Source organism: Nonomuraea sp. NPDC003804, assembly GCF_040610675.1.
Taxonomy (GTDB): domain Bacteria; phylum Actinomycetota; class Actinomycetes; order Streptosporangiales; family Streptosporangiaceae; genus Nonomuraea.
Genome location: NZ_JBEXMT010000005.1, coordinates 83,629 through 107,855, shown reverse-complemented (window position 1 = coordinate 107,855; position 24,227 = coordinate 83,629). Strand labels below are relative to the sequence as shown.

General features: G+C 71.9%; 25 protein-coding genes and 1 pseudogene. 11 read left to right on the top strand and 15 right to left on the bottom strand.

Going from position 1 to position 24,227, the window contains the following annotated elements; genetic code table 11:
• Positions 1 to 73 precede the first annotated feature (73 nt).
• From ABZX22_RS08475 to ABZX22_RS08455, 5 genes are read left to right on the top strand one after another with little or no spacing between them, the layout of a single operon-like run.
• A complete protein-coding gene (locus ABZX22_RS08475) occupies positions 74 to 379 on the top strand; it encodes a hypothetical protein (RefSeq protein WP_354906952.1) in 306 nt (101 codons plus the stop codon).
• Complete coding sequence (locus tag ABZX22_RS08470; RefSeq protein WP_354906951.1) at positions 376 to 780, top strand: roadblock/LC7 domain-containing protein; 405 nt, start codon at positions 376 to 378, stop codon at positions 778 to 780. The genes ABZX22_RS08475 and ABZX22_RS08470 overlap by 4 nt, the downstream gene beginning before the upstream one ends.
• Positions 777 to 1,136, top strand: coding sequence for a DUF742 domain-containing protein (locus ABZX22_RS08465; protein WP_354906950.1), 360 nt, complete (start codon positions 777 to 779; stop codon positions 1,134 to 1,136). Before ABZX22_RS08470 ends, ABZX22_RS08465 begins: the two co-directional genes overlap by 4 nt.
• A complete protein-coding gene (locus ABZX22_RS08460; protein WP_354906949.1) occupies positions 1,117 to 1,707 on the top strand; it encodes an ATP/GTP-binding protein in 591 nt (196 codons plus the stop codon). The genes ABZX22_RS08465 and ABZX22_RS08460 overlap by 20 nt, the downstream gene beginning before the upstream one ends.
• A gap of 24 nt (positions 1,708 to 1,731) precedes the next feature.
• Positions 1,732 to 2,181 (top strand): Lrp/AsnC family transcriptional regulator, encoded by a 450-nt coding sequence (locus ABZX22_RS08455; RefSeq protein ID WP_354906948.1) that lies wholly within the window; start codon positions 1,732 to 1,734, stop codon positions 2,179 to 2,181.
• Positions 2,182 to 2,218: 37 nt separating this feature from the next.
• On the opposite strand, the gene ABZX22_RS08450 is transcribed toward ABZX22_RS08455, so the two are convergent.
• From ABZX22_RS08450 to ABZX22_RS08420, 7 genes are read right to left on the bottom strand one after another with little or no spacing between them, the layout of a single operon-like run.
• Complete coding sequence (locus ABZX22_RS08450; RefSeq protein WP_354906947.1) at positions 2,219 to 3,040, bottom strand: PIG-L family deacetylase; 822 nt, start codon at positions 3,038 to 3,040, stop codon at positions 2,219 to 2,221.
• A 44-nt stretch (positions 3,041 to 3,084) separates the two neighbouring features.
• Positions 3,085 to 4,056 carry a BadF/BadG/BcrA/BcrD ATPase family protein gene (locus tag ABZX22_RS08445; RefSeq protein ID WP_354906946.1) on the bottom strand — a complete coding sequence of 324 codons (972 nt, stop codon included), beginning with the start codon at positions 4,054 to 4,056 and terminating at the stop codon, positions 3,085 to 3,087.
• Entirely contained in the window at positions 4,053 to 5,312 is a 1,260-nt protein-coding gene (locus ABZX22_RS08440) for a 6-phospho-beta-glucosidase (RefSeq protein WP_354906945.1), read from the bottom strand. Before ABZX22_RS08440 ends, ABZX22_RS08445 begins: the two co-directional genes overlap by 4 nt.
• A complete protein-coding gene (locus ABZX22_RS08435; RefSeq protein WP_354906944.1) occupies positions 5,309 to 6,196 on the bottom strand; it encodes a carbohydrate ABC transporter permease in 888 nt (295 codons plus the stop codon). Before ABZX22_RS08435 ends, ABZX22_RS08440 begins: the two co-directional genes overlap by 4 nt.
• The gene (locus tag ABZX22_RS08430; protein WP_354906943.1) at positions 6,193 to 7,113 is read right to left on the bottom strand and encodes a sugar ABC transporter permease; all 921 of its coding nucleotides are present in this window, start codon (positions 7,111 to 7,113) and stop codon (positions 6,193 to 6,195) included. The genes ABZX22_RS08435 and ABZX22_RS08430 overlap by 4 nt, the downstream gene beginning before the upstream one ends.
• On the bottom strand, positions 7,110 to 8,453 hold the full coding sequence (locus ABZX22_RS08425) for an extracellular solute-binding protein (RefSeq protein ID WP_354906942.1): 1,344 nt from the start codon (positions 8,451 to 8,453) through the stop codon (positions 7,110 to 7,112). Before ABZX22_RS08425 ends, ABZX22_RS08430 begins: the two co-directional genes overlap by 4 nt.
• A gap of 48 nt (positions 8,454 to 8,501) precedes the next feature.
• A complete protein-coding gene (locus ABZX22_RS08420; protein ID WP_354906941.1) occupies positions 8,502 to 9,701 on the bottom strand; it encodes an ROK family transcriptional regulator in 1,200 nt (399 codons plus the stop codon).
• A gap of 189 nt (positions 9,702 to 9,890) precedes the next feature.
• Here ABZX22_RS08420 and ABZX22_RS08415 point away from each other — a divergent pair, with 189 nt between their 5' ends.
• The 4 genes from ABZX22_RS08415 to ABZX22_RS08400 all read left to right on the top strand — a co-directional run bounded on the left by ABZX22_RS08415 (position 9,891) and on the right by ABZX22_RS08400 (position 15,568).
• Positions 9,891 to 12,119: a helicase gene (locus ABZX22_RS08415; RefSeq protein WP_354906940.1), complete on the top strand. Its 2,229-nt coding sequence runs from the start codon at positions 9,891 to 9,893 to the stop codon at positions 12,117 to 12,119.
• 498 nt (positions 12,120 to 12,617) lie between these two features.
• Positions 12,618 to 14,177: an apolipoprotein N-acyltransferase gene (gene lnt, locus ABZX22_RS08410; protein WP_354906939.1), complete on the top strand. Its 1,560-nt coding sequence runs from the start codon at positions 12,618 to 12,620 to the stop codon at positions 14,175 to 14,177.
• Complete coding sequence (locus ABZX22_RS08405) at positions 14,174 to 14,920, top strand: polyprenol monophosphomannose synthase (protein WP_354906938.1); 747 nt, start codon at positions 14,174 to 14,176, stop codon at positions 14,918 to 14,920. The genes lnt and ABZX22_RS08405 overlap by 4 nt, the downstream gene beginning before the upstream one ends.
• A gap of 153 nt (positions 14,921 to 15,073) precedes the next feature.
• A complete protein-coding gene (locus ABZX22_RS08400) occupies positions 15,074 to 15,568 on the top strand; it encodes an FxsA family protein (RefSeq protein WP_354906937.1) in 495 nt (164 codons plus the stop codon).
• A 159-nt stretch (positions 15,569 to 15,727) separates the two neighbouring features.
• Here the strand turns inward: ABZX22_RS08400 and ABZX22_RS08395 are convergent, their stop codons facing one another.
• A complete protein-coding gene (locus ABZX22_RS08395) occupies positions 15,728 to 16,072 on the bottom strand; it encodes an RNA polymerase-binding protein RbpA (RefSeq protein ID WP_183661557.1) in 345 nt (114 codons plus the stop codon).
• 303 nt (positions 16,073 to 16,375) lie between these two features.
• Positions 16,376 to 16,999 (bottom strand): hypothetical protein, encoded by a 624-nt coding sequence (locus ABZX22_RS08390; protein WP_354906936.1) that lies wholly within the window; start codon positions 16,997 to 16,999, stop codon positions 16,376 to 16,378.
• A 318-nt stretch (positions 17,000 to 17,317) separates the two neighbouring features.
• Here ABZX22_RS08390 and ABZX22_RS08385 point away from each other — a divergent pair.
• A pseudogene (locus tag ABZX22_RS08385) lies at positions 17,318 to 18,571 on the top strand (histidine kinase dimerization/phosphoacceptor domain-containing protein); the annotation flags it as partial.
• A 525-nt stretch (positions 18,572 to 19,096) separates the two neighbouring features.
• Here the strand turns inward: ABZX22_RS08385 and ABZX22_RS08380 are convergent.
• On the bottom strand, positions 19,097 to 19,705 hold the full coding sequence (locus tag ABZX22_RS08380; RefSeq protein WP_354906935.1) for a response regulator transcription factor: 609 nt from the start codon (positions 19,703 to 19,705) through the stop codon (positions 19,097 to 19,099).
• 4 nt (positions 19,706 to 19,709) lie between these two features.
• Positions 19,710 to 20,210: a nuclear transport factor 2 family protein gene (locus ABZX22_RS08375; RefSeq protein ID WP_354906934.1), complete on the bottom strand. Its 501-nt coding sequence runs from the start codon at positions 20,208 to 20,210 to the stop codon at positions 19,710 to 19,712.
• 74 nt (positions 20,211 to 20,284) lie between these two features.
• Here ABZX22_RS08375 and ABZX22_RS08370 point away from each other — a divergent pair, with 74 nt between their 5' ends.
• Entirely contained in the window at positions 20,285 to 20,827 is a 543-nt protein-coding gene (locus ABZX22_RS08370) for a helix-turn-helix domain-containing protein (RefSeq protein WP_354906933.1), read from the top strand.
• Positions 20,828 to 20,865: 38 nt separating this feature from the next.
• Here ABZX22_RS08370 and ABZX22_RS08365 read toward each other — a convergent pair whose 3' ends face one another.
• Genes ABZX22_RS08365 through ABZX22_RS08350 form a run of 4 tightly spaced genes read right to left on the bottom strand, consistent with a single transcriptional unit; the run spans position 20,866 to position 24,214 of the window.
• The gene (locus ABZX22_RS08365) at positions 20,866 to 22,230 is read right to left on the bottom strand and encodes an MFS transporter (RefSeq protein ID WP_354906932.1); all 1,365 of its coding nucleotides are present in this window, start codon (positions 22,228 to 22,230) and stop codon (positions 20,866 to 20,868) included.
• 10 nt (positions 22,231 to 22,240) lie between these two features.
• Positions 22,241 to 23,041: a glycerophosphodiester phosphodiesterase gene (locus ABZX22_RS08360; RefSeq protein WP_354906931.1), complete on the bottom strand. Its 801-nt coding sequence runs from the start codon at positions 23,039 to 23,041 to the stop codon at positions 22,241 to 22,243.
• A 46-nt stretch (positions 23,042 to 23,087) separates the two neighbouring features.
• Entirely contained in the window at positions 23,088 to 23,627 is a 540-nt protein-coding gene (locus ABZX22_RS08355) for a TrmH family RNA methyltransferase (protein ID WP_354906930.1), read from the bottom strand.
• Positions 23,624 to 24,214 (bottom strand): methyltransferase, encoded by a 591-nt coding sequence (locus ABZX22_RS08350; protein WP_354906929.1) that lies wholly within the window; start codon positions 24,212 to 24,214, stop codon positions 23,624 to 23,626. Before ABZX22_RS08350 ends, ABZX22_RS08355 begins: the two co-directional genes overlap by 4 nt.
• Positions 24,215 to 24,227: the final 13 nt, after the last annotated feature.

Here is a 24,227-nt window from a genome sequence, read left to right as displayed (position 1 = left end):
CAGCTTGAGTGAAAAATGTGGCGTTGCTAGGGTATCTGGAGTGGTGAGGCGCCGGGTGCGTGATCGTCCTGTGGTGAAAAACGTCTCGCTTGCGCACGTGCGTGGCGCGCGGTCGCGAGCAGAGGTCGCCGCCCTGTCCACTCCGCGCGCCGCCTTCCCCGCCGCCCGCGCCACGCCGCGCGACGGTGCGCACCTGCCCCGGGCCGCCGTTCCGCCCCCGACTCGCATCCGGGCCCGAGGCGCCGCGCCCGTCACCGAGGAGGCCATGTCACCGCAGGAGCAGCACGACCACGGAATGCGCGCGATCATGGGCGCGTTCCGGTCGGGTACCTGTCCGGGCCGGACGCAGGCGGCCAAGCTGACCGAGGGAGAGGCGTGAGAGCAGGCCATACAACCGATCTGAACTGGCTTCTCGACGATCTGGCGGACCGCGTCGGGGAGGTGGAGCACGCCATCGTGCTCTCCTCGGACGGCCTGCTCATGGCCTCGTCGAGGGACCTGGACAGAACCGAGGGCGAGCACCTGTCGGCCGTCGCCTCAGGGCTGCAGAGCCTGGCCAAGGGCGTCAGCGAGCACGTCGGCGGTGGAGCCGTGCGCCAGACGGTCGTGGAGTGGCGCTCCCGCTATCTCATCGTGACCGTCGCAGGCGAGGGCGCGTGCCTGGCCGTGCTATGTCTACAGGACTCCGACATCGGGCTGGTCGCCTACGAGATGGCCATGCTCGTGGCCAGGGTCGGCCAGTACCTGACCTCTCCCGCGCGAGGAGAGGCGGCGCGATGACGGAGGAGGAGTGGGTCGACCCCGAGATCGTCAGACCGTATGTGGTGACGCGCGGCCGTACCGAACCCGTGAGGGGCTCCTTCGACCTGATCTCGCTGGCCGTCGCGGCAGGCGAACCGCCGGGGCCGGGCGCGGGCCTCGACCCCGAGCACCTGTCGATCGCCAGGCTGTGCCGCGAGCCGGTCTCCGTGGCGGAGATCGCCGCCGCCCTCGACCTGCCGGCGGGCACGATCCGTGTCCTGCTGGGTGACCTGTTCGACCAGGGGTTCGTCACCGTGCAAGATCCTCAACCCGAGGTGGACATGCAAGACGAGAGAATGTACAGGGCGGTGCTCGATGGTCTTCGGTCGCTCTGATCGGCGGCGGCTGCCGACCGCTGTCAAGATCCTCATCGCCGGCGGCTTCGGCGCGGGCAAGACGACCATGGTCGGCTCGGTCTCCGAGACCAGGCCGCTGCGCACCGAGGAGACGCTCACCGACCGCTCCACGGGCGTCGACGACACCTTCGGCGTGGAGGCCAAGCGCACCACGACCGTCGCCATGGACTTCGGCCGCATCACCATGGGCGACGACTACATGCTCTACCTGTTCGGCACGCCGGGGCAGGAGCGGTTCTGGTTCGTGTGGGACGAGCTGGCGCTGGGCGCGCTCGGCGCGGTCATCCTGGCCGACACCCGCCGCCTGGCCGACTGCTTCCCCTCCGTCGACTACTTCGAACGGCGCGGCACGCCGTTCGTGGTCGCCGTCAACTGCTTCGAGAGCGCGCCCGTCTACGAGTTGGCCGAGGTACGGCTGGCGCTCGGCCTCGACCCGTCGATCCCGATCGTGCTCTGCGACGCCCGCAAGCGCGACTCCAGCCGCGAGGTGCTCATCACACTGGTCGAGCATGCGATGAAGCTGCGCGCCCCCGTCGGGACCACGCCGTGACCATCTCCCGCTATTTTTGATCGGATGGAGGAGATCGACCGCCGGATCGTCACGCTGCTGGCCAGAGACGGCCGGATGAGCTTCACCGACCTGGCCAGGGAGACCGGACTGTCCGTCTCGGCGGTGCACCAGCGGGTCCGCCGCCTGGAGAAGCGCGGCGTCGTGCGCGGCTACACCGCGCTGGTCGACCACGACGCCATCGGGCTGCCGTTGACCGCGTTCGTGTCGATCAAACCGATCGACCCGGCCGCGCCGGACGACGCCCCCGAGCGGCTGGCCCATCTGAGCGCCATCGAGGCCTGCCACAGCGTGGCGGGGGAGGAGAGCTACATCCTCAAGGTGCGCGTCGCCTCCCCGATCGCGCTGGAGGAGCTGCTGCAGCACATCCGCGCCTCCGCGAACGTCTCCACGCGCACGACGGTGGTGCTCAGCACGCCGTACGAGCACCGCCCGCCGGAGCTGGAGGAGACCTGACGGCCGCCGGGGGCGGCGCGGGAGCGGGTGTCGCGGGTCAGGCGCCGAAGACGGGCAGCAGCCTGCGCAGCTCCTCCTCGCCGACCTGCCGCCCGTAGGCTGCCTGCTCGAAGGTCTCGGCGTGCCGTACGGCCGCGGCGTGGCCGGCGCCGTAGCGCTCCTGCAGCGCGGGGCGCGCCGCCTCCGGGGCGGCCACGAACCGCGCCCAGTGCTCGGCCACGAACGCGCGTCCCGCCGCGGTGTCGCCCGCCGCGGGCGCCTGGTCGGCGAAACCGCGCTGCCATGGCGCGTACTCCAGGAACTGCGAGGCGTGCGCCAGGCAGCCGTCCAGCTTGGCCTCCAGCACCTCGTCGACGTCCACGGCGATCTCGTGCCGGTGGAAGGCTTCCGCGGCGTAGTCGGTCATGACCAGGCAGAGCGGCGGGCGCGGCAGCGGCGGCCCGCCCGCGGCCACGTTCCTGTTGGTGACGAAGGCGACCGCGTCCTCCACCAGGCGCCCGGCCGCGCGGTTGTCGGGGTGGCCGGGACCGTGGCCGTGGAGGGCGATCACGACGTCGGCGCGCCAGCCGCGGATGGCCGCGATCACCCTGGCGCGGGTCGCGACGGTGGCCTCCAGCTCGCCGTCGTGGGTGTCCCACACGTCGTAGGCGATCACGCCGAGCGCGTCGGCGGCGCGCCACGCCTCCTGCGCCCTGCGCGCCGCCAGCGGCGCCCGGTCCATCTCGTGGTGACCGGCGTCGCCGTTGGTCAGCGTCAGGAACTTCACCGCGTGCCCCGCCCTGGCCAGCAGCGCGACCGTGCCTCCCGCGTAGATCTCGGGCTCGTCGGGGTGTGCGCCGACGACCAGGGTGCGCAACATGCTGCCTCCGGGTAAACCGTCTGGATACTTTCCAGACGGTTAGCCTAGAGGGTGCCGGCGTAGTGCCCGCGCAGGCGGGCCTTGGCCGCCTCGCCCGCACCGAGCAGGTCCAGCCCGTTCAGCGCGGCGCCGACGATCGGCGGCAGGTCGGAGACCACGAGCTTGGCCTGCGGCGCCCGCGCCGCGAACCGCTCGTCGAGCAGCTCGCTCAGCATCGGGTCACGCGCGCGCAGCACGCCGCCGCCGAGCACCACCTCCGTCGGCGTCTCCAGCAGCTCCAGGCGGCGCAGGCAGACCTCGGCCATCACCACGATCTCCTCGGCCTGCCGCTCGACCAGCGACCTGGCGATCGCGTCGCCGGCCGCGGCCACCCGGAACAGTCCCGGCGTCAGCCCGTGCAGGCTGAGCTGCTCCAGGTCGCCGACGTGCAGCCCGAGCACCACCTCCTCGACCGTGGACGTGCCGTAGTGCTCCTTGACCAGGGCGGCCAGCTCCGTGGGCGCGCCCCTGCCGTCCTCGGCCCGCGCGGCGTACCACAGCGCCTCCTCGGCCAGGCCGAGCCCGCCGCCCCAGTCGCCGCTGATCTTGCCGAGGGCGGGGAAGCGGGCGACCTGGCCCGTGGGCGAGATGCCCACCGCGTTGATCCCGGCGCCGCACACCACCGCCACGCCCCAGGGGCCCGACGCCCCGGCGCGCAGCAGGGCGAAGGTGTCGTTGCCGACCACGACCTCACCGGCGAAGGAGCGCGCGGCGAACTCGTCGCTCAGCGCTTCCTCCTCCGCCGGCAGGTCGGCCCCCGCCAGGTAGGCGGCCAGCAGATCGGCGTACGGCGGCTCCTGCGACGGGCCGAGGGCCTGCCGTACGGTCTCCTCCACGACGTCGGCGGCCGCGCTCACACCCGCGCTCTGCGGCAGGAACGCCCCACCGCGGCCGGTGGCCAGGACGGTGCCGTCCTCGGCCACGAGCGCCACGTCCGTCTTGCTGTTGCCGCCGTCGACCGCGAGCACGGTCCTCACGACACCACCCACGGCAGGTGCGCCCGGTTGGCCTCGAGCAGCAGGCGGGTCAGCTCGTCCGCGACGGCCTCCTGGCCGACCAGCGGGTGGGCCAGCAGCGCGTTGCGGACCCTGTCCTCGCCGCCGCGCAGGGCGGCCTCGAGGGCCAGGCTCTCGTAGGCCGACACGGCCGCGATCAGGCCCGCGTACAGCGGCTCGACCGCCGGCATCGGCAGCGGTACGGCTCCCGCCGCCCCGATCGTGGCGGGCACCTCGATGACCGCCTCGTCGGGCAGGAACGGCAGCGTCCCCCCGTTGCGCACGTTGACGACCTGGGCGTCGCGCCGGTCGCCGAGCAGCGAGGCGACGAGCGCCACGGCCGCCTCGGAGTAGAACGCGCCGCCCCGCCGCTCCAGCAGCTCGGGCTTGGTGTCGACGGCGGGGTCGGCGTACAGCCGGAGCAGCTCGGACTCCATCGCGGCCACCTCGGCGGCCCGCGAGGGGCTGGCCCGTTGCTCCTCGACCACCAGGTCGTGGGCGTAGAAGTAGCGCAGGTAGTAGGAGGGCACCACGCCCAGCCGGCGCACCAGCTCGACCGGCAGCCTGAGGTCGTCGGCGATCTCCTGCCCGTGCCGGGCCAGCAGCGCGGGCAGCACGTCGGCGCCGTCGACCATGATGGAGCGCTCCCATGTCAGGTGGTTGAGCCCGACGTGACCGAGCGACACCCGCTCAGGCGCGACGCCGAGGTATCCGGCGAAGCGCCGCTGGAAGCCGATGGCGACGTTGCACAGCCCGATCGCGCGGTGCCCGGCGTCGAGCAGCGCGCGCGTCACGATCCCGACGGGATTGGTGAAGTCGACGATCCACGCCTCGGGCGCGTGGCGGCGCACCTGCTCGGCCAGCTCGAGCACCACCGGCACGGTGCGCAGCGCCTTGGCCAGGCCGCCCGCGCCGGTGGTCTCCTGGCCCACGCAGCCGCACCGCAGCGGCAGGGTCTCGTCGACCTCCCGCGCGGCCTGCCCGCCCACGCGCAGCTGGAACAGCACGGCCTGCGCGCCGGCCACGCCCTCGCTGACGGAGGAGGTGGCGGTCACCGTCGCAGGGTGCCCCTCGCGGGCCAGCATCCTGCGCGAGATCCCCGCGACCAGCTCCAGGCGGGCGACGTCCGGATCGACGAGCGCGATCTCGGTGAGCGGCAGCTCGTCGCGCAGCCGGGCGAAACCGTCGATCAGCTCCGGTGTGTACGTCGAGCCGCCCCCGACAACGGCGAGTTTCAACCCTTCACTCCTGTCAATGTGACGCCCTCGATGAAGACTCTCTGGGCGAAGAAGAACACGATGATCACCGGCGCGGTCACCAGGAGGGTGGCGGCCATGGTCAGGTTCCACTGCACGCTGTGGAAGGCCTTGAACGTCGCCAGGCCGAGAGACAGTGTCCAGTTGTCCTGGTTGATGCCGGTGTAGAGCAGCGGGCCGTAGTAGTCGTTCCAGCAGTAGAAGAACTGGAACAGCGCCACCGCGGCGATCGCAGGCCTGGCCATGGGCAGGATCACCCTGACCAGCGTGCGGAGGTCCGAGCAGCCGTCGACCCTGGCCGCGTCGGTGTAGTCGCGCGGGATCGTGATGAGGAACTGCCGCAGCAGGAAGATGGAGAAGGCGTCGCCGAACAGCATCGGCAGGATGAGCGGCCACAGCGTGTCGGTGAGCCCGACCCTGGCCCACACCAGGTAGATCGGCACCGCGACGACCTGCGGCGGCAGCATCATCGTGGCGATCACCAGCAGGAAGGCCACCCGCCTGCCGCGGAAGCGGAACCTGGCAAGCGCGTAGGCCACCGGCACCGACGACAGCAGCATGAACAGCGTCCCGAGCCCGGCGTACATCAGCGTGTTGAGCGTCCAGCCCAGCAGGTTCGAGCGGGCGAAGACGTCGGCGAAGTTGGACCAGGCGAACGACTCGGGCCACAGGTTGCCGGTCAGCGCCTGCTCGTCGCTCATCAGCGCGGTCAGGCCCACCAGCACGAGCGGCCCCAGGAACATCACCGCCAGCGCCACCGCGATCGCGTGGGTGGCGATCCAGCTCAGCGCCTTGCGCCGGCCGGCCCGCACCCGCGCCGGCCGTATCGTCCCGGCCGGCTGCCGGGCGGTCAGCGTGGTGCTCACGAGTGGGCCTCCTCGGCCTTGCGGAACTGGCGCAGCAGGATCAGGGTGAAGATCATGGACGTGCCGAACAGCACCAGCGCGAGCACCGAGGCGTAGCCCATGCTGAAGTCGCGGAAGCCCACGTGGAACAGCCACTGCGGCAGCGTCAGCAGCGACTGCTCGGGATAGCCGGGGGTGAACGTGCTGCCGGCCGAGTCGGTGGCGCCCGAGGCGACCCTGGAGGCGATCATCGCCTGCGTGAAGTACTGCAGGGCGTAGATGACTCCGGTGACGGCCGAGAACATCAGCACCGGCGAGATCGTCGGCAGGGTGATGCTGCGGAACTGCCGCCAGGAGCCGGCCCCGTCGATCGCCGCCGCCTCGTACAGGTGCCTGGGCACGTCGAGCAGCGCCGCCAGGAAGATCACCATGATGTTGCCGCAGCTCCACGTGGCCAGCAGCGTCAGGCTCGGCTTGGACCACGACGGGTCGCCGAACCAGTCGGGCCCGCTGATCCCGATCCACGACAGGATCTGGTTCGCCGGGCCGAGCGGGTTCAGCAGGAAGACGAACGCCACCGTGCCCGCCACCATCGGCACCAGCGTCGGCAGGTAGAAGACGGTGCGGAAGAAGCCCGCCCCCGCCTTCACCTTGGTGAGCAACTGGGCGACGGCCACCGCGAAGATCACCTGGGCGGGCACCATGAAGACGACCAGCCACAGCGTGTTCTCGGCCGAGATCAACACCCGCTCGTCCTGCAGGAGGTAGCGCCAGTTGTCCAGGCCTGCCCACTCCAGCGTGAACAGGTCGTAGTCGGTGAAGGAGAAGTACACGACAGAGATCAGCGGGTAGACGAAGAAGATCGAGAAGCCCGCGATCCACGGGGAGAGCCACAGGAGGGCGCGCAGGCCCTCCCGCCGCTTCGGCCTGGCTCTCATCCGCCTGACAGCTTCAGCTTGTCGTTGATGCGCTTGTCGACGCCCTTCAGCCCGGCGTCGAGGTCCGCGACCGCGCCCTTCTCCCAGCTGGTCAGGAAGGTGGAGAAGGCGTCCTGGTTGAAAACGCTGTTGACCGACGCGGGCAGCGTGCTGGTCTTCGGGTGGGCGAAGATGCCGAGGAAGGTCTTGAAGTTGGCGTCGGCCGCCAGCCGCGGCGACTCCATCGCCGCCTTGGTGGTCGGTACGTTGCGCAGCGCGTTGGACAGCGTCACCAGACTGTCGGTGTCGGTGGTGAGGTGCTTGATCAGCTCCCAGGCGTGTTGCGGGTTCTTGGCGCCCTTCGGCACGCCGATCACGGTGCCGGCGGTGAAGCCGCTGCCGTACAGCTCGGGCTTGTCGTCGGCGACGGGCAGCGGGGCCGTGCCGTAGTCGAGCGACTTGGCCTTGGAGTCGTTGGCGATCATGGCGTTGCGCCACTCGCCGTCGAGGATCATCGCGACCTGGCCCTTGAAGAACGGGTGGGCCGAGCCCCACTCGTCGCCGAGGCTGCGCCGGAACTTCTCGAGGTTGGCGTAGCCGTACCAGTCGACCAGCTCCTTCTGCCAGGTCAGCAGCTGCTTCCAGGCGGGATCGGTGCCGATGGCCGAGGTGCCGTCCTCGTTGTACCACTTCGCGCCGACCATCGGGCCGAGGTGGGAGGGGGAGTTCTCGTAGTACTGGAAGCTGGGGACGAAGCCGGCCACCTTGATCGTGCCGTCGGCGTTCCTGACGGTCAGCTCCTTGGTGAGCCTGGTCAGCTCCGACAGCGTCTTGGGCGGCTCGTTGCCCTTCATGAGGGCCTTGTTGTAGTAGAGGCCGTAGGCGTCGGCCAGCAGCGGCATCGTGCAGCGCCTGCCCCCGAACTCGGTGTAGGAGCGCGAGGCCTCCGGCAGCACGGTCAGGTCGATGCCGTCCTGCTTGATGACCGGCGTGAGGTCCTGGAAGGCGCCGGTCTTGCACCACAGGGCCACGTTGTCGGTGGTGAAGGAGGCGGCCACGTCGGGCGCCTTGCCGCTGCGGATGGCCTGGGTGATCTGGTCGTCCTGGACGGCCTTGGTGACCTTGACGGTGATCTGCGGGAACTTCTTGTTGAAGCCGGCGATCGCCTCGTCGAAGGCCTTGACCTCGGCGTCGGTCTGGAACCCGTGCCAGAGCTCGATGGTGGCCGGGGGAAGTGCCTGCGAGGCGGCGCCCGAGGGCTTCGGCTGGGCGCCGAGCGAGGGCGGCGCCTCCTTGCCCGCCGTGCACGCGGTCAGCGCGAGAGCGGTGAGCCCTGCGGCCGCAACTGGGACGAAACGCACTGGGGGGTGCCTCCCTGCTTCTCTGCGGTAGGAACGGTGGAGCTGCTTCTATGCGGTGGGAACGGTGGAGCTGAAGACCTCTTCACGGGTGGTGTCGAGGGCGAGGTCGAGGGCGCCGGCCAGCACCGGGTTGCCCTCGACGCTCGACAGCCGTACGGCGGGGCGGGGGATGGTCAGCGCGTGCAGCTCGTGCTCGATGAGCTCGCGCAGCGTCTCGCCGCCGGCCAGCACGATGCCGCCGGTCATCACGATGAGCCCGGGGTCGAGCACGCTGGTGATGGCCGCCAGGCCCACGGCCAGGCGGGCGGCGATGTCGCGCAGGCCCGCGCGGGCGTCGTCGGCCTTCTTGCCGGTGCCGGCGGCCGCGCGGACCGCCGCCGTGACGGCCTGCCGGAAGTCGGTGCCGCGCACGCCGTACGAGCGCAGCAGCCTGAGCACGGCGGGGCCGCCGGTGAGCGCCTGGTAGCCGTGGTTGGCGTAGTGTCCCGCCTCGCGCGCGGTCGGCGCGCCGGGGGCGGGCATGTAGCCGACCTCACCCGCGCCGCCCGTCGCCCCGCGGTGCATCCGGCCGCCGAGCACGACGGCCGAGCCGATGCCCTCGTCGGCCCACAGCAGCACGAAGTCCTGGTGGTCGCGCGCGGCCCCGTGGGCCTGCTCGGCCACGGCCACCAGGTTGACGTTGTTCTCCACGTCGACGGGCACGCCGAGGCCCGCGTTGAGGGTCGGCACCAGGTTGGGGATCTGCCAGCCCGGCATGTCCTTGGCGGTGGCGTAGCCGAGGCGGCCCGTGGTGGGGTCGATCGCGGCCTGGACGCCGATGACGACCCTGCGCAGCGGCCCCGGCGAGCCGGCCCCCTCGAGGGCGGCGCGCAGCCGGTCGATGAGGCTGTCGGCGGGGCGGCGGGAGGTGGGCAGGACGTGCGAGCCGACGATCTCACCGGTGATGTCGGCGACGCGGGCCTCGATGCGGTCGGGGGCGACGTCGAGCGCGGCCACGTACGCCGCGGCCGGGTTGATCCGGTACAGCTCGGCCGTACGGCCCGGCAGACCCTCCCTGATGCCGTCGAGCACCACGAGGCCGGCCTCCTGCAGCCGTGACAGCAGCTGCGAGGCGGTCGGCTTGGACAGCCCGGTGAGCGTGCCGATCTCGGGCCTGGTCAGCGGCCCGCGGTCCAGCAACGCCTGGAGCGCGGCGCGGTCGTTGATCGCGCGCAACAGGCTGGGAGTTCCAGGAACCGGACCGCTCACTCGTTGTCACCCCATTGGAGTTAGGAAACTTTCCTAACTCACAATGGACGTGAAGAAGCCATACAGTCAAGCGGTGAGATGAAGACGTGATGTCAGCGGCTCAACGGACCTGATAAGGTAGCGATTTGTTGCCACAACAGTAAGAAAGGCCCGGAGCGTCCCATTACTACCAACATTAACGGTACGGCCATGACTCGTCAAACCGAGGTGGCCAGAGAGCAGGAGTACGTCTCCCGGCTGTACGGACGTCTGGACGTCCTCCGCGAGCGAACGCAGCAGCAGCTCAAGGACGTGCTGGCAACCGGGGCGGTCGGCACCCAGCAGAACAGGTCCGAACGCGACTCCTTCGCGGGCATGTACGCCGCCAGGCTGGCCCGGCTGTGGGCGGTCGAGCGGGGCCTGGTCTTCGGCCGGCTCGACCACGTCGAGGAGGGCCGCCTCTACATCGGCAAGCTCGGCCTGAGCGACGACGAGCAGGACCGGATGCTGATCGACTGGCGCGCCCCCGTCGCCCAGCCCTTCTACCGGGCGACCCCCACCTCTCCGATGGGCGTGACGCGCCGGCGCCACCTGCAGACGCGCGGCCGCACGGTGGTCGGCGTCGACGACGACCTGCTCGACCTCGACGGCCTCAGCGACGACGACCGGGCCACGCTGAACGGCGAGGCCGCCCTGCTGGCCGCCCTCGACGAGAAGCGCACCGGACGGATGCGCGACATCGTGGCCACCATCCAGGCCGAGCAGGACCGCGTCATCCGCGCCGACCTCAACGGGGTGCTGGTGGTCCAGGGCGGGCCAGGCACCGGCAAGACCGTCGTCGCCCTGCACCGGGCCGCCTACCTGCTCTACACCCACCGCGAGCGGCTCGAACGGCGCGGCGTGCTCATTCTCGGCCCCGGCCTGACCTTCCTGCGCTACATCGAGCAGGTGCTGCCCTCGCTCGGCGAGACCGACGTGCTGCTGTCGACGGTCGGCGAGCTCTTCCCCGGCGTCAGCGCCACCGCCAGGGAGCGGCCCGAGGTCGCCGCCGTCAAGGGGGACGTGCGGATGGCCGAGGTCATCGCGCGTGCCGTCCGCGACCGGCAGCGGGTGCCGCGCCGGCCGATCGAGCTGCCTCTCGGCCGTCAGACGCTCACCCTCGACCAGCGCATGATGGACAACGCCAGGAACAAGGCGATCCGCTCGCGGCGCAGCCACAACCAGGCGCGCGCGGTGTTCGTCCGCACGATCCTCAACGCGCTGGCCAGGCAGCTGGCCAAGAAGCTCGGCAAGGGCCTCATCGACGACGACGAACTGGCCGACCTGCGCGAGGACCTGCGCACCGAGCCCGTGGTCAAGAGCGCGCTCAACCGGCTGTGGCCCTACCTGACCCCGCAGCGGCTGCTGCTCGGCCTGTACGGCTCGGCCGAACGCCTCGACTACGCCGCCGCCGGCCTCAGCCGTGAGGAACGCGCCCTGCTGCGCCGCTCGTCCACCGAGTGGACCGAGTCGGACGTGCCGCTGCTCGACGAGGCCGCCGAACTGCTCGGCGAGATCGACGAGCAGGTGCTGCGCGCCACCGCCATGCAGGCGGAGGAGGAGCTGGCCGCCGCCCGCGCCGCCCAGGAGAGCGAGCGGGAGGCCGAGCTCGCCTACGCGCGCGAGGTGCTCGAGCTGACCGGGCTGTCCGACGTCATGGACGCCGAGCGGCTGGCCGAGCGCCAGCGCGGCGACCAGCCGTACCTGACGACGGCCGAGCGGGCCGCCGCCGACCGCACCTGGGCCTACGGCCACGTGATCGTCGACGAGGCGCAGGAGCTGTCGCCGATGGCGTGGCGGGCGGTCATGCGGCGCTGCCCCACCAGGTCGATGACCATCGTCGGCGACATCGCCCAGACCGGCTCCAGCGCCGGCGCCCGCTCGTGGGGCCAGGTGCTCGACCCGTACCTCGCGGGCCGCTGGCGGGAGGAGACCCTCACCATCAACTACCGCACCCCCGTGGAGCTGATGGAGGTCGCCTCGCGGGTGCTGGCCACCATCGACCCCGCGCTGCGCGCTCCCACCTCCGTGCGGGACAGCGGCGCGCGGCCGTGGTCCGCGCCGCTGTCCGACCTGCCCGAGCTGGCGCGCCAGGAGGCCGGCGACGGCGGCAGGGTCGCCGTGCTCGCCCCCGACGCGCTGCTGGACAAGGTGGCCGAGATGGCCGGCGGCGCCACCGGCAGGGACGCGCTCGACGCCGCCGTGGCCGTGCTCGGCGTCACCGAGGCCAAGGGCCTGGAGTTCGACTCGGTGATCGTCGCCGAGCCCGGCCAGATCCTCGGCCAGTCGCCGCGCGGCGCCAGCGACCTGTACGTGGCGCTCACGCGGGCCACCCAGCGCCTCGGCGTCGTCCACGAGGGCCCGCTGCCCGAGCCGCTTCGCGGACTCGCGGGGAGATGAGCGCATTAGACTGAGCTCGCCGAGCATGTCCTAGCTGCGAAAACTTGAGGTTTCCGCTGATCGGGACACGGTTGACATCTGAGTTGGAGTCGGTAGTTTGCTGCCCAGTCCAGCACGGGACTTGGCCGGTTGGCCGTCTCTGACATCGTCGGACCCTGCGTCCGTGACGGAGCGTGACTCCGTCCATACAGCCAGGTGCAGGGCCGTCGGTCCGTCGAGTCGGGGCACCCCAACCGGGCGGGGGGTTGGACCCGGGACGGGCCCGGTCGCCCAGTAGACAACGGAACCCCGCGCTCGCCGCCGACGAGACGGATCCGGTCCGAAGGGTTTCCGGGCCCTCTTCCCGCTCCCGTGTGCTCGGATCACACCGCTAGCGGGTGATCCCATGGCATCCGTCTGCCACGGGATCACCCTGCCAGTGCCTTCCTTTGGGGGTCGGCCGCCTCGGGCGGTAGCGTTTCCCGCATCAGGATGCGACTGGCGAGGAGAACCCCGGCCGTGGTGCAGGAGAAGCAGGGCGTCACGGCGCCCACCGGGCCGGACGGCGCCCCCCGACGGCTGCTGTGGGGCAGACTCGCCGCGGCGGCTCTCGGCGGCCTGCTGTTGTTCCTGGCCTTCCCGCCGCTCAGCTGGTGGCTGTGCGCGCCGCTCGGCATCGGCCTGGTCGCCCTCAGCCTGTACGGCTGCCGCCCCCGCCGCGCCGCCTGGCTCGGCTACGTGGCCGCGCTCGTCTTCCTGCTGCCGGCGCTGGCCTGGGTCAGGCCGATCGGCCTGGACGCCTGGCTGGCTCTGGTGGCCGTCGAGAGCCTCTTCTACGCGGCCATGGCCGCGGCCGCCGCCCTGGTGATGCGGCTGCCGCTGTGGCCGCTGTGGTTCGCCGCCCTGTGGGTGGCCATGGAGTGGGCGCGCAGCCTGTTCCCCGTCGGCGGGTTCCCGTGGGCGCGGGTGGCCTTCAGCCAGGGCGAGACGCCGTTCACCGGGTTCGCCGCGCTGGGCGGCGTGCCGCTCGTCTCGTTCGCGGTGGCGCTGTGCGGGGCGCTGCCGGCCTGCGCCGTCGTGCGGGCCGTGCGGGCCGGGCGGGCCGGGCGCGCCAGGCGGGTCGTGCCCGTGGCGCTGGCGCTGGCCGTACCTCTGCTGGGGCTGGCCGTCCCGCGCCCCGCCGACGAGGGCAGGAGCGTCAACATCGGCATCGTGCAGGGCAACGTGCCGGGGCAGGGGATGTACGCGCTCGGCGACGAGCCGGCCATCGTGCTGCGCAACCACGCCAACGGCACGCACGAGCTCGCGCGGGCCGTGCGCGAGGGCCGGCTGCCCAAGCCCGACCTGGTCGTCCTGCCGGAGAACTCCACCGACATCGACCCCTACCGCGACGCGACGGCCCGCCAGATCATCGACGCCTCCGTCAAGGACGTCGGCGTGCCGACCCTCGTGGGTGCGGTCGTGGCGATCGGCGACGAGAACCGCGCCACCCGCAGCCTCGTGTGGGACCCGGTCACCGGGCCCGGCGCCTACTACGACAAACAGCAGCTGGTGCCGTTCGGCGAGTACACGCCGTTCAAGGAGATCTTCCTGGCCCTGTTCGAGCGGGCCAACCTGGTCGGCAGGCAGTCCGTGGCGGGCGACAGGCCGGGCGACCTGCGGATGGGCCCGGTGACCATCGGCGCCGTCAACTGCTACGAGGTCGCCTTCGACGGGGTGGTGCGCGACACCGTCCGGGCCGGCGGCACCCCGCTCGTCGTCCAGACCAACAACGCCACCTACGCGCTGTCGAACCTGCCGCCCCAGCAGCTGGCCATGTCGCAGCTGCGCGCCGTCGAGCACAACAGGGCGGTGGTCACCGCGGCGACCACCGGAATCTCCGCATATGTCACTCCTGACGGTAAGGTCGCCTGGCAGACGAAGGAGCGCGTCGCCGCCACGAACGTCGTCAAGGTTCCCGTGCGCACGCGGGCGACGATCGCCACGCGCGTGGGCGCCGCACCTGAGTGGGCACTGTTGATAGTAGGAGCGGTCGCGATCGGCGTGGCCGCCTGGCGCCGTAGGGGAGAGGATCGATGATGGAGCAGACGCTCGGCCGGGTGCTCGTCGTCGTCCCCACCTACAACGAGCGGGAGAACCTCCCCCTGATCGCCGGACGGCTCCGCACGGCGCTGCCCGACGCGCACCTGCTGATCGCCGACGACAACAGCCCCGACGGCACCTCCGAGGTCGCCGACGAGCTGGCCGCCGCCGACGACCACATCCACGTCCTGCACCGGCCCGAGAAGCAGGGCCTCGGCGCCGCCTACATCGACGCCTTCCACTGGGGCATGGCCCAGGGCTTCGACGTGCTGGTCGAGATGGACGCCGACGGCTCCCACCAGCCGGAGGAGCTGCACAAGCTGCTCGCCGCCCTCGCCGACGGCGCCGACCTGGTGATCGGGTCGCGCTGGGTGCCGGGCGGGAAGGTGCTCAACTGGCCGAGCCACCGCGAGCTGCTGTCCAGGGGCGCCAACGTCTACGTGCGGCTCATGCTCGGGCTGCCGGTCCGCGACGCCACGGCCGGCTTCCGCGCCTACCGGGCCGCGGCGCTGGAGAAGATCGGGCTGGCCGACGTGGAGTCGCAGGGATACTGCTTCCAGGTCGACCTCACCCTCCGGACGGCCAGGCACGGGCTGCGGGTGGTGGAGGTGCCGATCACGTTCGTCGAGCGGACCCACGGCACCAGCAAGATGAGCGGCAAGGTCATGTACGAGGCGTTCTGGCGCGTCGGCGTCTGGGGCGTCACCGGCCTGCCCGCCCGCCTGCGCCGCCACCGCTGACGACGTTTCCCCCCGGGGGGCGTCCCCTGAGTCCCCGGGGCGTCCCTGAAGTCCCCCCGGGCTTCCCTGAGCCTTCGGTGGCCGTGGAACGTCCGCGGGGCGACGGGCGTTACTACGAGGTGAACGCCTTCCGCTCGCGCGAATGAGGAAACGATGGTCCGGCTCCTGCTCTTCCTGGCCTTCCTGGTCGTCCCTGTCCTGGAGATCTGGCTGCTCATCCAGGTCGGATCGGTGATCGGTGGCTGGGCCACGGTCGCGTTGCTGATCGCCGACAGCCTGTTCGGCGCCTGGCTCGTGCGCCGCGAGGGCCGCAGGGCGTGGCGCAGCCTGCAGGAGTCGCTCCAGTCGGGGCGGATGCCCGACAAGGAGCTGGCCGACGGCGGTCTCATCCTGGTCGGCGGCGCGCTGCTGCTGACGCCCGGCTTCCTCACCGACGTGTTCGGGTTCCTGTGCGTGCTGCCGTTCACGCGGCCGGCGATGCGGCGGTTCGGCTCGTGGTTCTTCGCGCGGCGGGTCAAGGCGATGGCGGCCGCTTCGCCGTACGCGAACCTCGGGGTGCCGTTCCCGCGTACCGACGGCTTCGCCGGCGGCGGCACGGGCACGCCCAACGGCAAGGTCGTGCACGGTGAGGTGCTGCGCGAGGACTGACCGCACCGCGGGCCGCCCGCCCGCCCCACCGCAAGCCGTGGGTGCGGCGGCCTGGGGCCACTCGGGGGACCCTGGCCGGCCCCTGCTGACAAACCGGTGGGCATGGAAAACGCCCCGGACCGTTGCGGTCCGGGGCGTTCCAGCGTCACCGTGAGGAGGTCAGGCGCTCTTGCGTCGCTGCGCGCGAAGGATCGCCAGCCTCTCGTTGAGCACCTCTTCCAGGTCTTCGATGGACCGCCGCTCCAGCAGCATGTCCCAGTGCGTCCGCGGCGGCTTCGCCTTCTTGGCCTCGGGTAGCTCGCCGTCCACGCGGACCGCGGTCGCGCCGCACATGCGGCACTCCCAGGTCGCGGGGATCTCTGCCTCGGCTGCAAGCGGAACCTCGAAGCGATGCCCCTTCGAACAGGTGTAGGACACCTCCTGGCGCGGGGCCAGATCCGTGTTACGGTCGTTCTCGTAGCTGGTTGCCCCGAGCCTGGTGCCACGAAGTGCGCGCTCGCCCATGTTTTAATGCCTCCTACAGGGCCCCCGTCGGGGGGGTCTGTCTCCCACGGTGTCTAACGCTTGATACCGTGAGTGGATTCCCACCCAAGGGGTGATCCAATCGCGCTTTTTGCGATGAGGGGTTTCACCGGCGCCCGGCGAGATCGTCGGTGGGCACGCCGATCCCGGCTGTCGTAGCCCTGGCCTCGTCAAGCGCGCCGGACACCGTCGCCCCTGCTGTCTCACGCGCCGCGCGACGCGGTGGACAGATCGCGCGGTGCCGTACTCGCTCCTCCGCCCTCCTGCCGTCGCGGCGTGGCCGCCTCAGGCCGGCACGGCCGCCTCGACGGGCGCCGCGGACCGGCCCTTGGCCAGCGCGATCGCCAGCCACAGCCCGCCGACCGCGATCAGCGCGCCATGCGCGATCCGCAGCGCGTAGAGCGGCGCGAAGAACTGGGGGATGAACAGCGCGAACCCCGCGGCCAGCGGCACGCCGCTCCACGCGGGCAGCGTTCCCGACCGCCACACGGACACCGCCGTCATGATCGCTCCGACGCCCAGCAGCGCGAGACCGAGCGCGAACATCGTCGCCGCCAGCGGGTCGTAGCGGAACTCGCCCGCCAGTTCCATCAGCGCGGGCGTGTTGTCCCGCAGCGCCCGCCGGGCGATCACGTGGAGGCCGAAGTCCTCGGCGCCGTAGTAGGGGAGCGTGAGGCCCGCCCCGGTCCAGGTCGCCACCGCGGCCCGGAAGGAGAGGCGGTCCTTCAGGATCCGGTGCAGGCCGAGCGCGGCCAGGCCGAGCAGGACGAATCCGATCATGGCCGCCAGGTGGCCGAGCACCCACGCGGTGGCCGACATGGCCGCGGCGTCGTCCCCTGACGGGCGCACGGCCGGATAGACGAGGAAGAGGACGCCGGTGACGGCATAGGCCGCCTGGGTGAGCTTCACGGGGACTCCAAAGTGAGGGGGGAGGTGCTCTCCTGTGAGAGCAATGCTCTCGTTTGGGAGCGACGCTGTCAAGAGCGGTGCTCTCTTCAGTGATTGACGCTCTGCATATGGGGATGTGCTCTCAGGATCGCCCATGAAGGCGTCATGCAGTAGTGCCAGAATCACCTCGTCGCTATGCATTTCTCATAGGGGAGCCGGGTGGACGACCTGCAGCCACGCCTCGCGCGCGTCCTGCTGTGGGCGGTGCTCGGCCTCCTGTGGTGCGTCAGGATCCTGGGCGCCTGGACGGAGGGCGCGAGCTGGCCCGGCATCGCCGCGATGGCGGCGGGGCAGGCCGTCATGCTGGCGATCCTGGTCGCCGCGCGGCGTCGCGTGCCGTACTGGCTGCTGGCGGCGCAGCTGGCGATCTGCGGCCTGGGATTCGTCGTCTACGGCCACGCGTGGGCCCCGTCGGTGTGGATCGGCGCCGCGACCGCACTGCTGGCCCTGCCCGGCCGGTACGGCTGGCTCCTGGCGTCGGGGGTGGCGGCAGCGGCCGGGCTGGCCGGGATCGCGCTGGGCGCCGGCCCCCTGGTCGCGCTGTGGTACGTGTCGGTGACCGTCGACAACGGCCTGATCGTCTTCGGGCTGGCCTCGCTGGCGGCCACGGTCGAACACCTCCACGCGGCCAGGGGCGACCTGGCCGCCCAGGCGCTGGCGGCCGAGCGGGACCGGGTCCACAGGCAGCTGGGGCGGCGCCTTCGCGACGACCTGACGGCGATCGGCTTCCTGCTCAGGAACGGCGACGTGGACGGCGCCGTCGAGCTCGCCAGGAGCGCGCTGGCCACGGTCCGGGCGCCGGGCATCCGGCCGGAGACGGACCCCGGCGCCGGCGGCTCCAGGGCGCCGGGGCAGGCGGCCGGCGGGCGGCCCGCGCCCGGTGTGGCCCTTCCCGTGGAGTCGCCGAAGGTGGCGCGGCTGATCCTGGCGATCGTGCTGTCGGTCTACGCCTTCTTCACCGAGCTGAACCTGGCCGTCCACACCCGCCTCAGCCCGCCAGCCCTCGTCGTGACCGGCCTCGCCCTCGTCGTCGTGGTGGTGCTCCACCTGCGCGGGCCGTCGCGGTGGAGTCTGGCCGTGCAGGTGGCCCTGGTGGCCGGGCTGTCGCCGCTGTCGGCCCAGTGGTGGCCCGCCATGACGGGTTTCCTGGCCGGGTGGATCCTGCTCACCCTCGCCCCGCCGCGATCGTGGGTGCTGGCCGCGGTCTTCCTCGGCGCGCAGCTGCCGCTGCTCGCGCCGGCCCTGCCCGACCCCATCACCGTGGCGTTCGCCATGGTCGTCAACGTCACCGTCGCCCTGTTCGTGTACGGCCTGACCAGGCTCGGCGGCCTCGTCGGCGCGCTCGAGGCGGCCAGGCGGGAGCTGGCCAGGAACGCCGTCGCCCGCGAGCGCGGCAGGCTCGCCCGCGACCTGCACGACGTGCTGGGGTTCGGCCTGTCGGCCGTGGTGCTGCGCGGCGAGCTGGCGGCCCGGCTGCGCGAGTCCGATCCGGCCAGGGCGGCGGCCGAGACGGCCGCGCTGGTGCCGCTGATCGAGCGGGCACGCGTCGAACTCGGCTCGGTGACCGGCGACCAGGTCCGGCTGACCCTGGCCGAGGAACTGCCCACCGTGCTGGGCGCGCTGGCGGCGGCCGGGGTGAGCGTGGAGGCCGCGGTCACGCCCGAGCCCCTCGACCCCGCGCTGGACAGCCTGGCGGCGACGGCGCTGCGGGAGTGCGTCACCAACGTCCTGCGGCACAGCGCGGCGCGGCACTGCACGATCGAGATCGGCTCAGGGCCGGAGGGGGTACGGCTCCGCGTCGCCAACGACGGAGTGCGCGCCGTCGCCGACGAGCCCGGCGAGGGCGACCGCCTGACGGCAGGGAGCAGGACCCGCGCGGCCGGTCCGGAGGACGGCCGGCCCGCGAGTGGGCCCGCGAGTGGGCCCGGGAGCGGGCTGGCGGGGCTGGGGGAGCGGGCGGGCGGGCGGCTGCGCGCCGGGCTCAGGGCGGACGGCTGGTTCGAGGTCACCGCCGACTTCACCGCCGAGGGGTCCGCCGTCGCCGCCGGGCCGCTGGGCTCAGAGCCAGCCGGACTCCGTGGCGATCCGGATGGCGTCCACCCTGTTGCGGGCGCCGAGCTTGGCGACGGCGGTGGTGAGATAGTTCCTGACCGTGCCGTAGCTCAGGAACAGCCGCTCGGCGATCTCGGCGGGCTGTGCGCCGGTGGCCCACAGCCGTAGCACCTCGGTCTCCCGCGGCGTCAACGGGCTCTCCCCGGCCTCCAGCGCCGACATCGCCAGCGCCGGGTCGATGACCCGTCCTCCCGCGGCGACGGTCCTGATGGCCGCGGCGAGCTCACCGGGCCGCACGTCCTTCGGCACGAATCCGGAGACCCCGGCCGACAGCGCCCGCCGTACCTGACCGGGACCGTTCAGCGCGGTGAGGATGATGATCCGGCACGACGGCAGCCGTTCGCGCAGCAGCGCGGCGGCGCTGATGCCGTCGAGGGCGGGCAGGTCGATGTCGATGACCGCGACGTCGGGAAGGTGCGCGAGCGCCGCGGGGACGATCTCGTCGCCCGCGGACACGCCGGCCACCACCTCGAGGTCGTCCTCGTGCGAGAGCAGCTCGGCCAGGGCCTCGCGCAGGATGTGCATGTCCTCGGCGAGAAGGACCTTCAGTGGCATGTCCTCATTGTGGCCTGCGCCGCGACGCCCTGGTGACGAGCGGTACCAGCGTCCTGTCGCCGCTCTCGGTCATGAACACCAGCGGCCCCGTCGCCGCGCCGACCAGCGCGGCCAGGCCGTTCCTGCCCTTGGCTCTGGCCAGTCCAGGTCCGAGCGCGGCCATGAGCCTGGTGAGGGCGGGCAGTGGCCGGACGAACATGGTGATCTCGGTGATCAGCCCGTCGTCGCCGAACCTGAGCAGGGCCGCCTCCTCCATCGTGGTCGCGCCGAGCGAGGCGGTGGCGGCGAGCATGCGGGTCCGGTCGTCGCCCACGTCGGTGTGGTAGCGGAGCCCGTCGATCACGGAGAACACGACACCGAACAGGGCGCGCACCTCGTCGCGGCGGTGGAAGCCGGCGCGGGCGCTGAGCGGGGAGTGGAAGACCACCTCGGGAGCGAGGGTGGCCATGAGCGCGTCGAGGTCCTTCTTCTCTCCCGCTTCCCGGTAGGGGAGTGCGATGCTCATCGTGACCTCCGGTCAGGTTAGTCCTGAATGTGAACTTGCTAAGGTTCACTTTAGCAACTGACTATGCTGGGGTCATGAACAGGTTCGGGGACATGCACTGCTCGATCGCGCAGGCGGTGGGGGTCGTCGGCGAGCCGTGGACGCCGCTGATCCTGCGTGACCTGTTCCTCGGCGTGCGCAGGTTCGACGAGCTCGCGCAGGACCTGGGCATCTCCCGCAACCTGCTGACCGCCAGGCTGGAGCGGCTGGTGGAGGCGGGCGTGGTCGAGCGGCGGCCCTACCAGGAACGGCCGGTGCGCCACGAGTACCACCTGAGCGAGGCGGGGCGCGAGATCGTGCCCGCGCTGGTCACGCTGATGGCCTGGGGAGACAAGTGGTCCACCCCGCCCGGCGGTCCGCCCGCGCTGCTGCGCCACTCCTGCGGGGAGCTGTTCACGCCCGTGGTCACCTGTCCCCACTGCGGCGGCGAGGCGACCGCCGAGACGATCACGGTCCTGCCGGGCCCGGGCGCCGCCCAGGGCCCTGGCACGATGGTGCTGGCCACCCAGGCGGGCCTGGGCCGGCGGCGCCCCGGCGGGCCGGACCCGAGGTCGTCCGGCGAGCCGGAGCGCGGCTAGTCCGTCAGGTCGGACCAGGGGTTGTGGCGGGCGGGGGTTCAGACCCGCTCGGGCACCTCGTTGCCCGCCGCGCGGATCGCCTGGGGCAGGTTGACGGCCGCCAGCAGCGCGCCGCCGAGCACGAAGAAGACGACCAGCGAGACGATGCCCAGGCGGTAGCTGTCGGTCAGCTGCAGCGCCAGGCCGAGGGTGAACGAGCCGAGGAAGGTCGAGCCCTTGTCGCTGATCTCGTAGAGGCTGTAGTACTCGGCCTCCTTGCCACGCGGGATCACGTGCGAGAACAGCGAGCGCGACAGCGCCTGGGTGCCGCCCATGACGATCGCGATGGCGAAGCCCAGCGCGAAGAAGGCCGTGGCCGAGCCCCTGGGCAGGAAGTAGGCCACGCACACGACCGCCGTCCAGGCCACCAGCGCGGCCAGCACCACCCGCTTGGCGCCGAACAGCGTCGCCAGGCGGCTGAGCAGCAGGGCGCCGCCGAACGCCACGAACTGCACCATGAGGATCGCGGCGATCTGCACGGTCTTGTCCAGGCCCAGCTCCTTGTCGGCGTACGTCGCCGAGAAGGAGATGACGGTCTGCACGCCGTCGTTGTAGAGCAGGTAGGCCACCAGGAAGGCCAGCGTGAGCGGGTAGCGGTGCAGGCCCATCACGGTCCTGCCGAGCTGGCGGAAGCTGCCCACGACCGCCTGCCCCGCCGTCTCTCCCGTGGCGATCCCGCCGCGCCTGTTGCGCAGCCGCAGCAACGGGATGATCGTGAAGCCGCCCCACCACAGCCCGGCCGAGCTCAGCGCGATGCGCGCCGCGGTGGCGCCGTCCAGGCCGAAGGACTCGGCCCGCAGGAACAGCACCAGGTGGACGGCCAGCAGCAACCCGCCGCCGAGGTAGCCGAAGCCCCAGCCCATGCCCGAGACCCGGTCGCGCTCGGCGGGCGTGGCGATCTCCGGCAGGAAGGAGTTGTAGATGACGAACGCGCACGCGAACCCGACGTTGGCGATCAGGAACAGCGCGCCGCCCAGCAGGTAGCGCCCGTCGCTGACGAACCAGAAGCAGACCGTCGCCGCCGCGCCCAGCATGGCGAAGAAGCCCATCAGCTCCTTCTTGCGCCCCGTGTGGTCGGCCAGCGCGCCCGCGATCGGCATCAGCACGATCTGCAGCACCGCCGCCACCCCGACCACGAAGGAGTAGTAGGCGCTGGGCCGCACGTCCATGCCGAGCACGTCCACGTACGGCGCGCCGGCCGCCGCCGTCTCGGCGATGTCGGTCAGGTACGGCCCGAGGAAGACCGTCATCACGGTAGTGGGGAAGGCGGAGTTCGCCCAGTCGTACCAGTACCAGCCGCGCTGCTCTCGGCGGCGGGCGGCGGGGGAGTCGTCGGAGACGGCAGGGGGGGAGGGGACTGCCAAGGGAGGGCTCCTAGGCTGCGAGCTGGCCGGGGTGCCAGAGGCCGCGCCGGTCGAGGACCTCGCGCAGGCCGGAGATGTTGTCGGTCATGATGCCGTCGACACCCAGGTCGAGGAGCTGGTCCATGCGCAGGGTGTCGTTGATGGTCCACACGTGGACCTGCATGCCGAGGGCGTGCGCCGTACGCACCAGGGAGCGGGTGGTGACGCGCAGCCCGCGGAAGCCGACCGGTACCTGCGCGCAGGGCACGCCGGAGCGGGCCAGCCGGGCCAGCACGCGGCCGTAGCCGGAGGTGGTGGCCGCGGCGCGCAGGGCGGCCACGCCGCGGGGGCCGAGCGCCGAGCAGACCTCGCGGCCCATCGCGGCGCGCGCCCTGGCCAGCCGCTCGTCGGAGAAGGAGGTCAGGCAGATCCTGTCGTAGGCGTTCGTCCGCCTGACCATCGCGGCCAGCGGCTCGATCGTGCCCGCCTCCTTGACGTCGATGTTGAAGCGCGCCTCGGGGAAGGAGCCGATCAGGTCCTCCAGCAGCGGGATGTCGTGGACGCCGCCGATGCGGGCGTGCCTGACGACCCGGTACGGCAGCTCGGCGATCTTCCCCCGATGGCTGGTCACCCGGTCGAGGGTGTGGTCGTGGAAGGCCAGCAGCACGCCGTCGGAGGTGGCGTGGGCGTCGGTCTCCAGGTAGGTGTAGCCGAGCTCGACCGCCCGCTCGAAGGCCGCGGCGGTGTTCTCGTGCCCCTCGAGGGCGCCGCCGCGGTGCGCGAAGGCCAGCGGGCCGGGATGATCAAGGAAGGCGAAGCGACGGCTGAACACACGGCGAGTATGCCGGTTGTGAGCCCGGCCCGTCATGTCACCCTGGTTACGACTCGGGCAATTTACTCCATTCCTGCCGGCGCGCCTCCGACAGCGCGATGGCGGCGGCCACGCCGACGTTGAAGGAGCCGACCCTGCCGACCTGCGGAATGTAGGCGGCCAGGTCGGCGGCCTCCAGCAGGGCGGGCGAGCAGCCGTGGTCCTCGCTGCCGACCACCAGGCACACGTCGCGGTCGAGGTTGGTCCTGTGCAGCGGCCGCGCCTCGCCGGTCAGCTCGATGGCGATGACGGTGTAGCCGCCGTCCTTGGCCTCGCGCACCGCGTCGAGCACGGGCACGGCGTCCTTCCAGGCCACCAGCCGGTCGGTGCCGAGCGCGGTCTTGCCCGCCTTCGGGTTGGTGGGCGGGGTCGCGTTGCCGGCCAGCCAGATCTGGTCGACGCCGAACGCGGCCGCGCTGCGGAAGATCGAGCCGATGTTGAACGGCCCCGTCACCGACTCGATGATCATCGACAGACGGTTCTCCGTGCTGCGACGCCATGTGCGGTTGAGCCGCTTGACGTCGGTCGGGCGCAGCTGCTTTCTCATCGGGTCACCTTCAGGATTCGGTACGCGGCGCGGGAGGTGTGGCGGGTGGCCTGCCAGCCCTGCTCGGACAGCCAGCGCTGCAGCGAGTCGGAGCCGAGGTGCTTCTGCACCACGAGGTAGGCCACCCCGTCGGGAGTCAGCCTGGTCAGCCAGCGGGTCAGCATCTCGTGCAGCGCCTGCTTGCCGATGCGGATGGCCGGGTTGGACCAGATCGCGGCGAAACGCGGCCCCTCGGGGACCTCGTCGACGTGCGCCGGCCGCACCCCGGCCAGGCCGGCGGCCTCGGCGTTGCGCTGGGTGAGCTCCAGCGAGCGGCGGTTGACGTCGACGGCCCAGACGGTCGCCCCCGGCGCGCGGGTGGCCATGGTCAGCGCGATGGGGCCGTAGCCGCAGCCCAGGTCGAGCAGGTCGCCCTCCTGCGGCGGCTTCGGCACGCTCTCCAGCAGGATGCGGGTGCCGAGGTCGATCCGATCGGGGGAGAAGACGCCCCTGTCGGTCTCCAGCCGCAGGTGCAGGTCGGGCAGGACCAGGTCGACGGACGCGGGTCTGCTCGCCGCCTGCGGCTGCTCCTCGAAGTAGTGGGCCACGTGGGAAAACGTT

Excerpts from the sequence above, each read along its gene's own strand:
- ABZX22_RS08370 (WP_354906933.1), top strand. The coding sequence starts at position 20,285 with ATGAACAGGTTCGGGGACATGCACTGCTCGATCGCGCAGGCGGTGGGG.
- ABZX22_RS08355 (WP_354906930.1), bottom strand. The coding sequence starts at position 23,627 with ATGAGAAAGCAGCTGCGCCCGACCGACGTCAAGCGGCTCAACCGCACA.
- ABZX22_RS08400 (WP_354906937.1), top strand. The coding sequence starts at position 15,074 with ATGGTCCGGCTCCTGCTCTTCCTGGCCTTCCTGGTCGTCCCTGTCCTG.
- ABZX22_RS08460 (WP_354906949.1), top strand. The coding sequence starts at position 1,117 with ATGGTCTTCGGTCGCTCTGATCGGCGGCGGCTGCCGACCGCTGTCAAG.
- ABZX22_RS08405 (WP_354906938.1), top strand. The coding sequence starts at position 14,174 with ATGATGGAGCAGACGCTCGGCCGGGTGCTCGTCGTCGTCCCCACCTAC.
- ABZX22_RS08450 (WP_354906947.1), bottom strand. The coding sequence starts at position 3,040 with ATGTTGCGCACCCTGGTCGTCGGCGCACACCCCGACGAGCCCGAGATC.
- ABZX22_RS08395 (WP_183661557.1), bottom strand. The coding sequence starts at position 16,072 with ATGGGCGAGCGCGCACTTCGTGGCACCAGGCTCGGGGCAACCAGCTAC.
- ABZX22_RS08455 (WP_354906948.1), top strand. The coding sequence starts at position 1,732 with ATGGAGGAGATCGACCGCCGGATCGTCACGCTGCTGGCCAGAGACGGC.
- ABZX22_RS08415 (WP_354906940.1), top strand. The coding sequence starts at position 9,891 with ATGACTCGTCAAACCGAGGTGGCCAGAGAGCAGGAGTACGTCTCCCGG.
- ABZX22_RS08380 (WP_354906935.1), bottom strand. The coding sequence starts at position 19,705 with ATGCCACTGAAGGTCCTTCTCGCCGAGGACATGCACATCCTGCGCGAG.
- ABZX22_RS08375 (WP_354906934.1), bottom strand. The coding sequence starts at position 20,210 with ATGAGCATCGCACTCCCCTACCGGGAAGCGGGAGAGAAGAAGGACCTC.
- ABZX22_RS08465 (WP_354906950.1), top strand. The coding sequence starts at position 777 with ATGACGGAGGAGGAGTGGGTCGACCCCGAGATCGTCAGACCGTATGTG.
- ABZX22_RS08430 (WP_354906943.1), bottom strand. The coding sequence starts at position 7,113 with ATGAGAGCCAGGCCGAAGCGGCGGGAGGGCCTGCGCGCCCTCCTGTGG.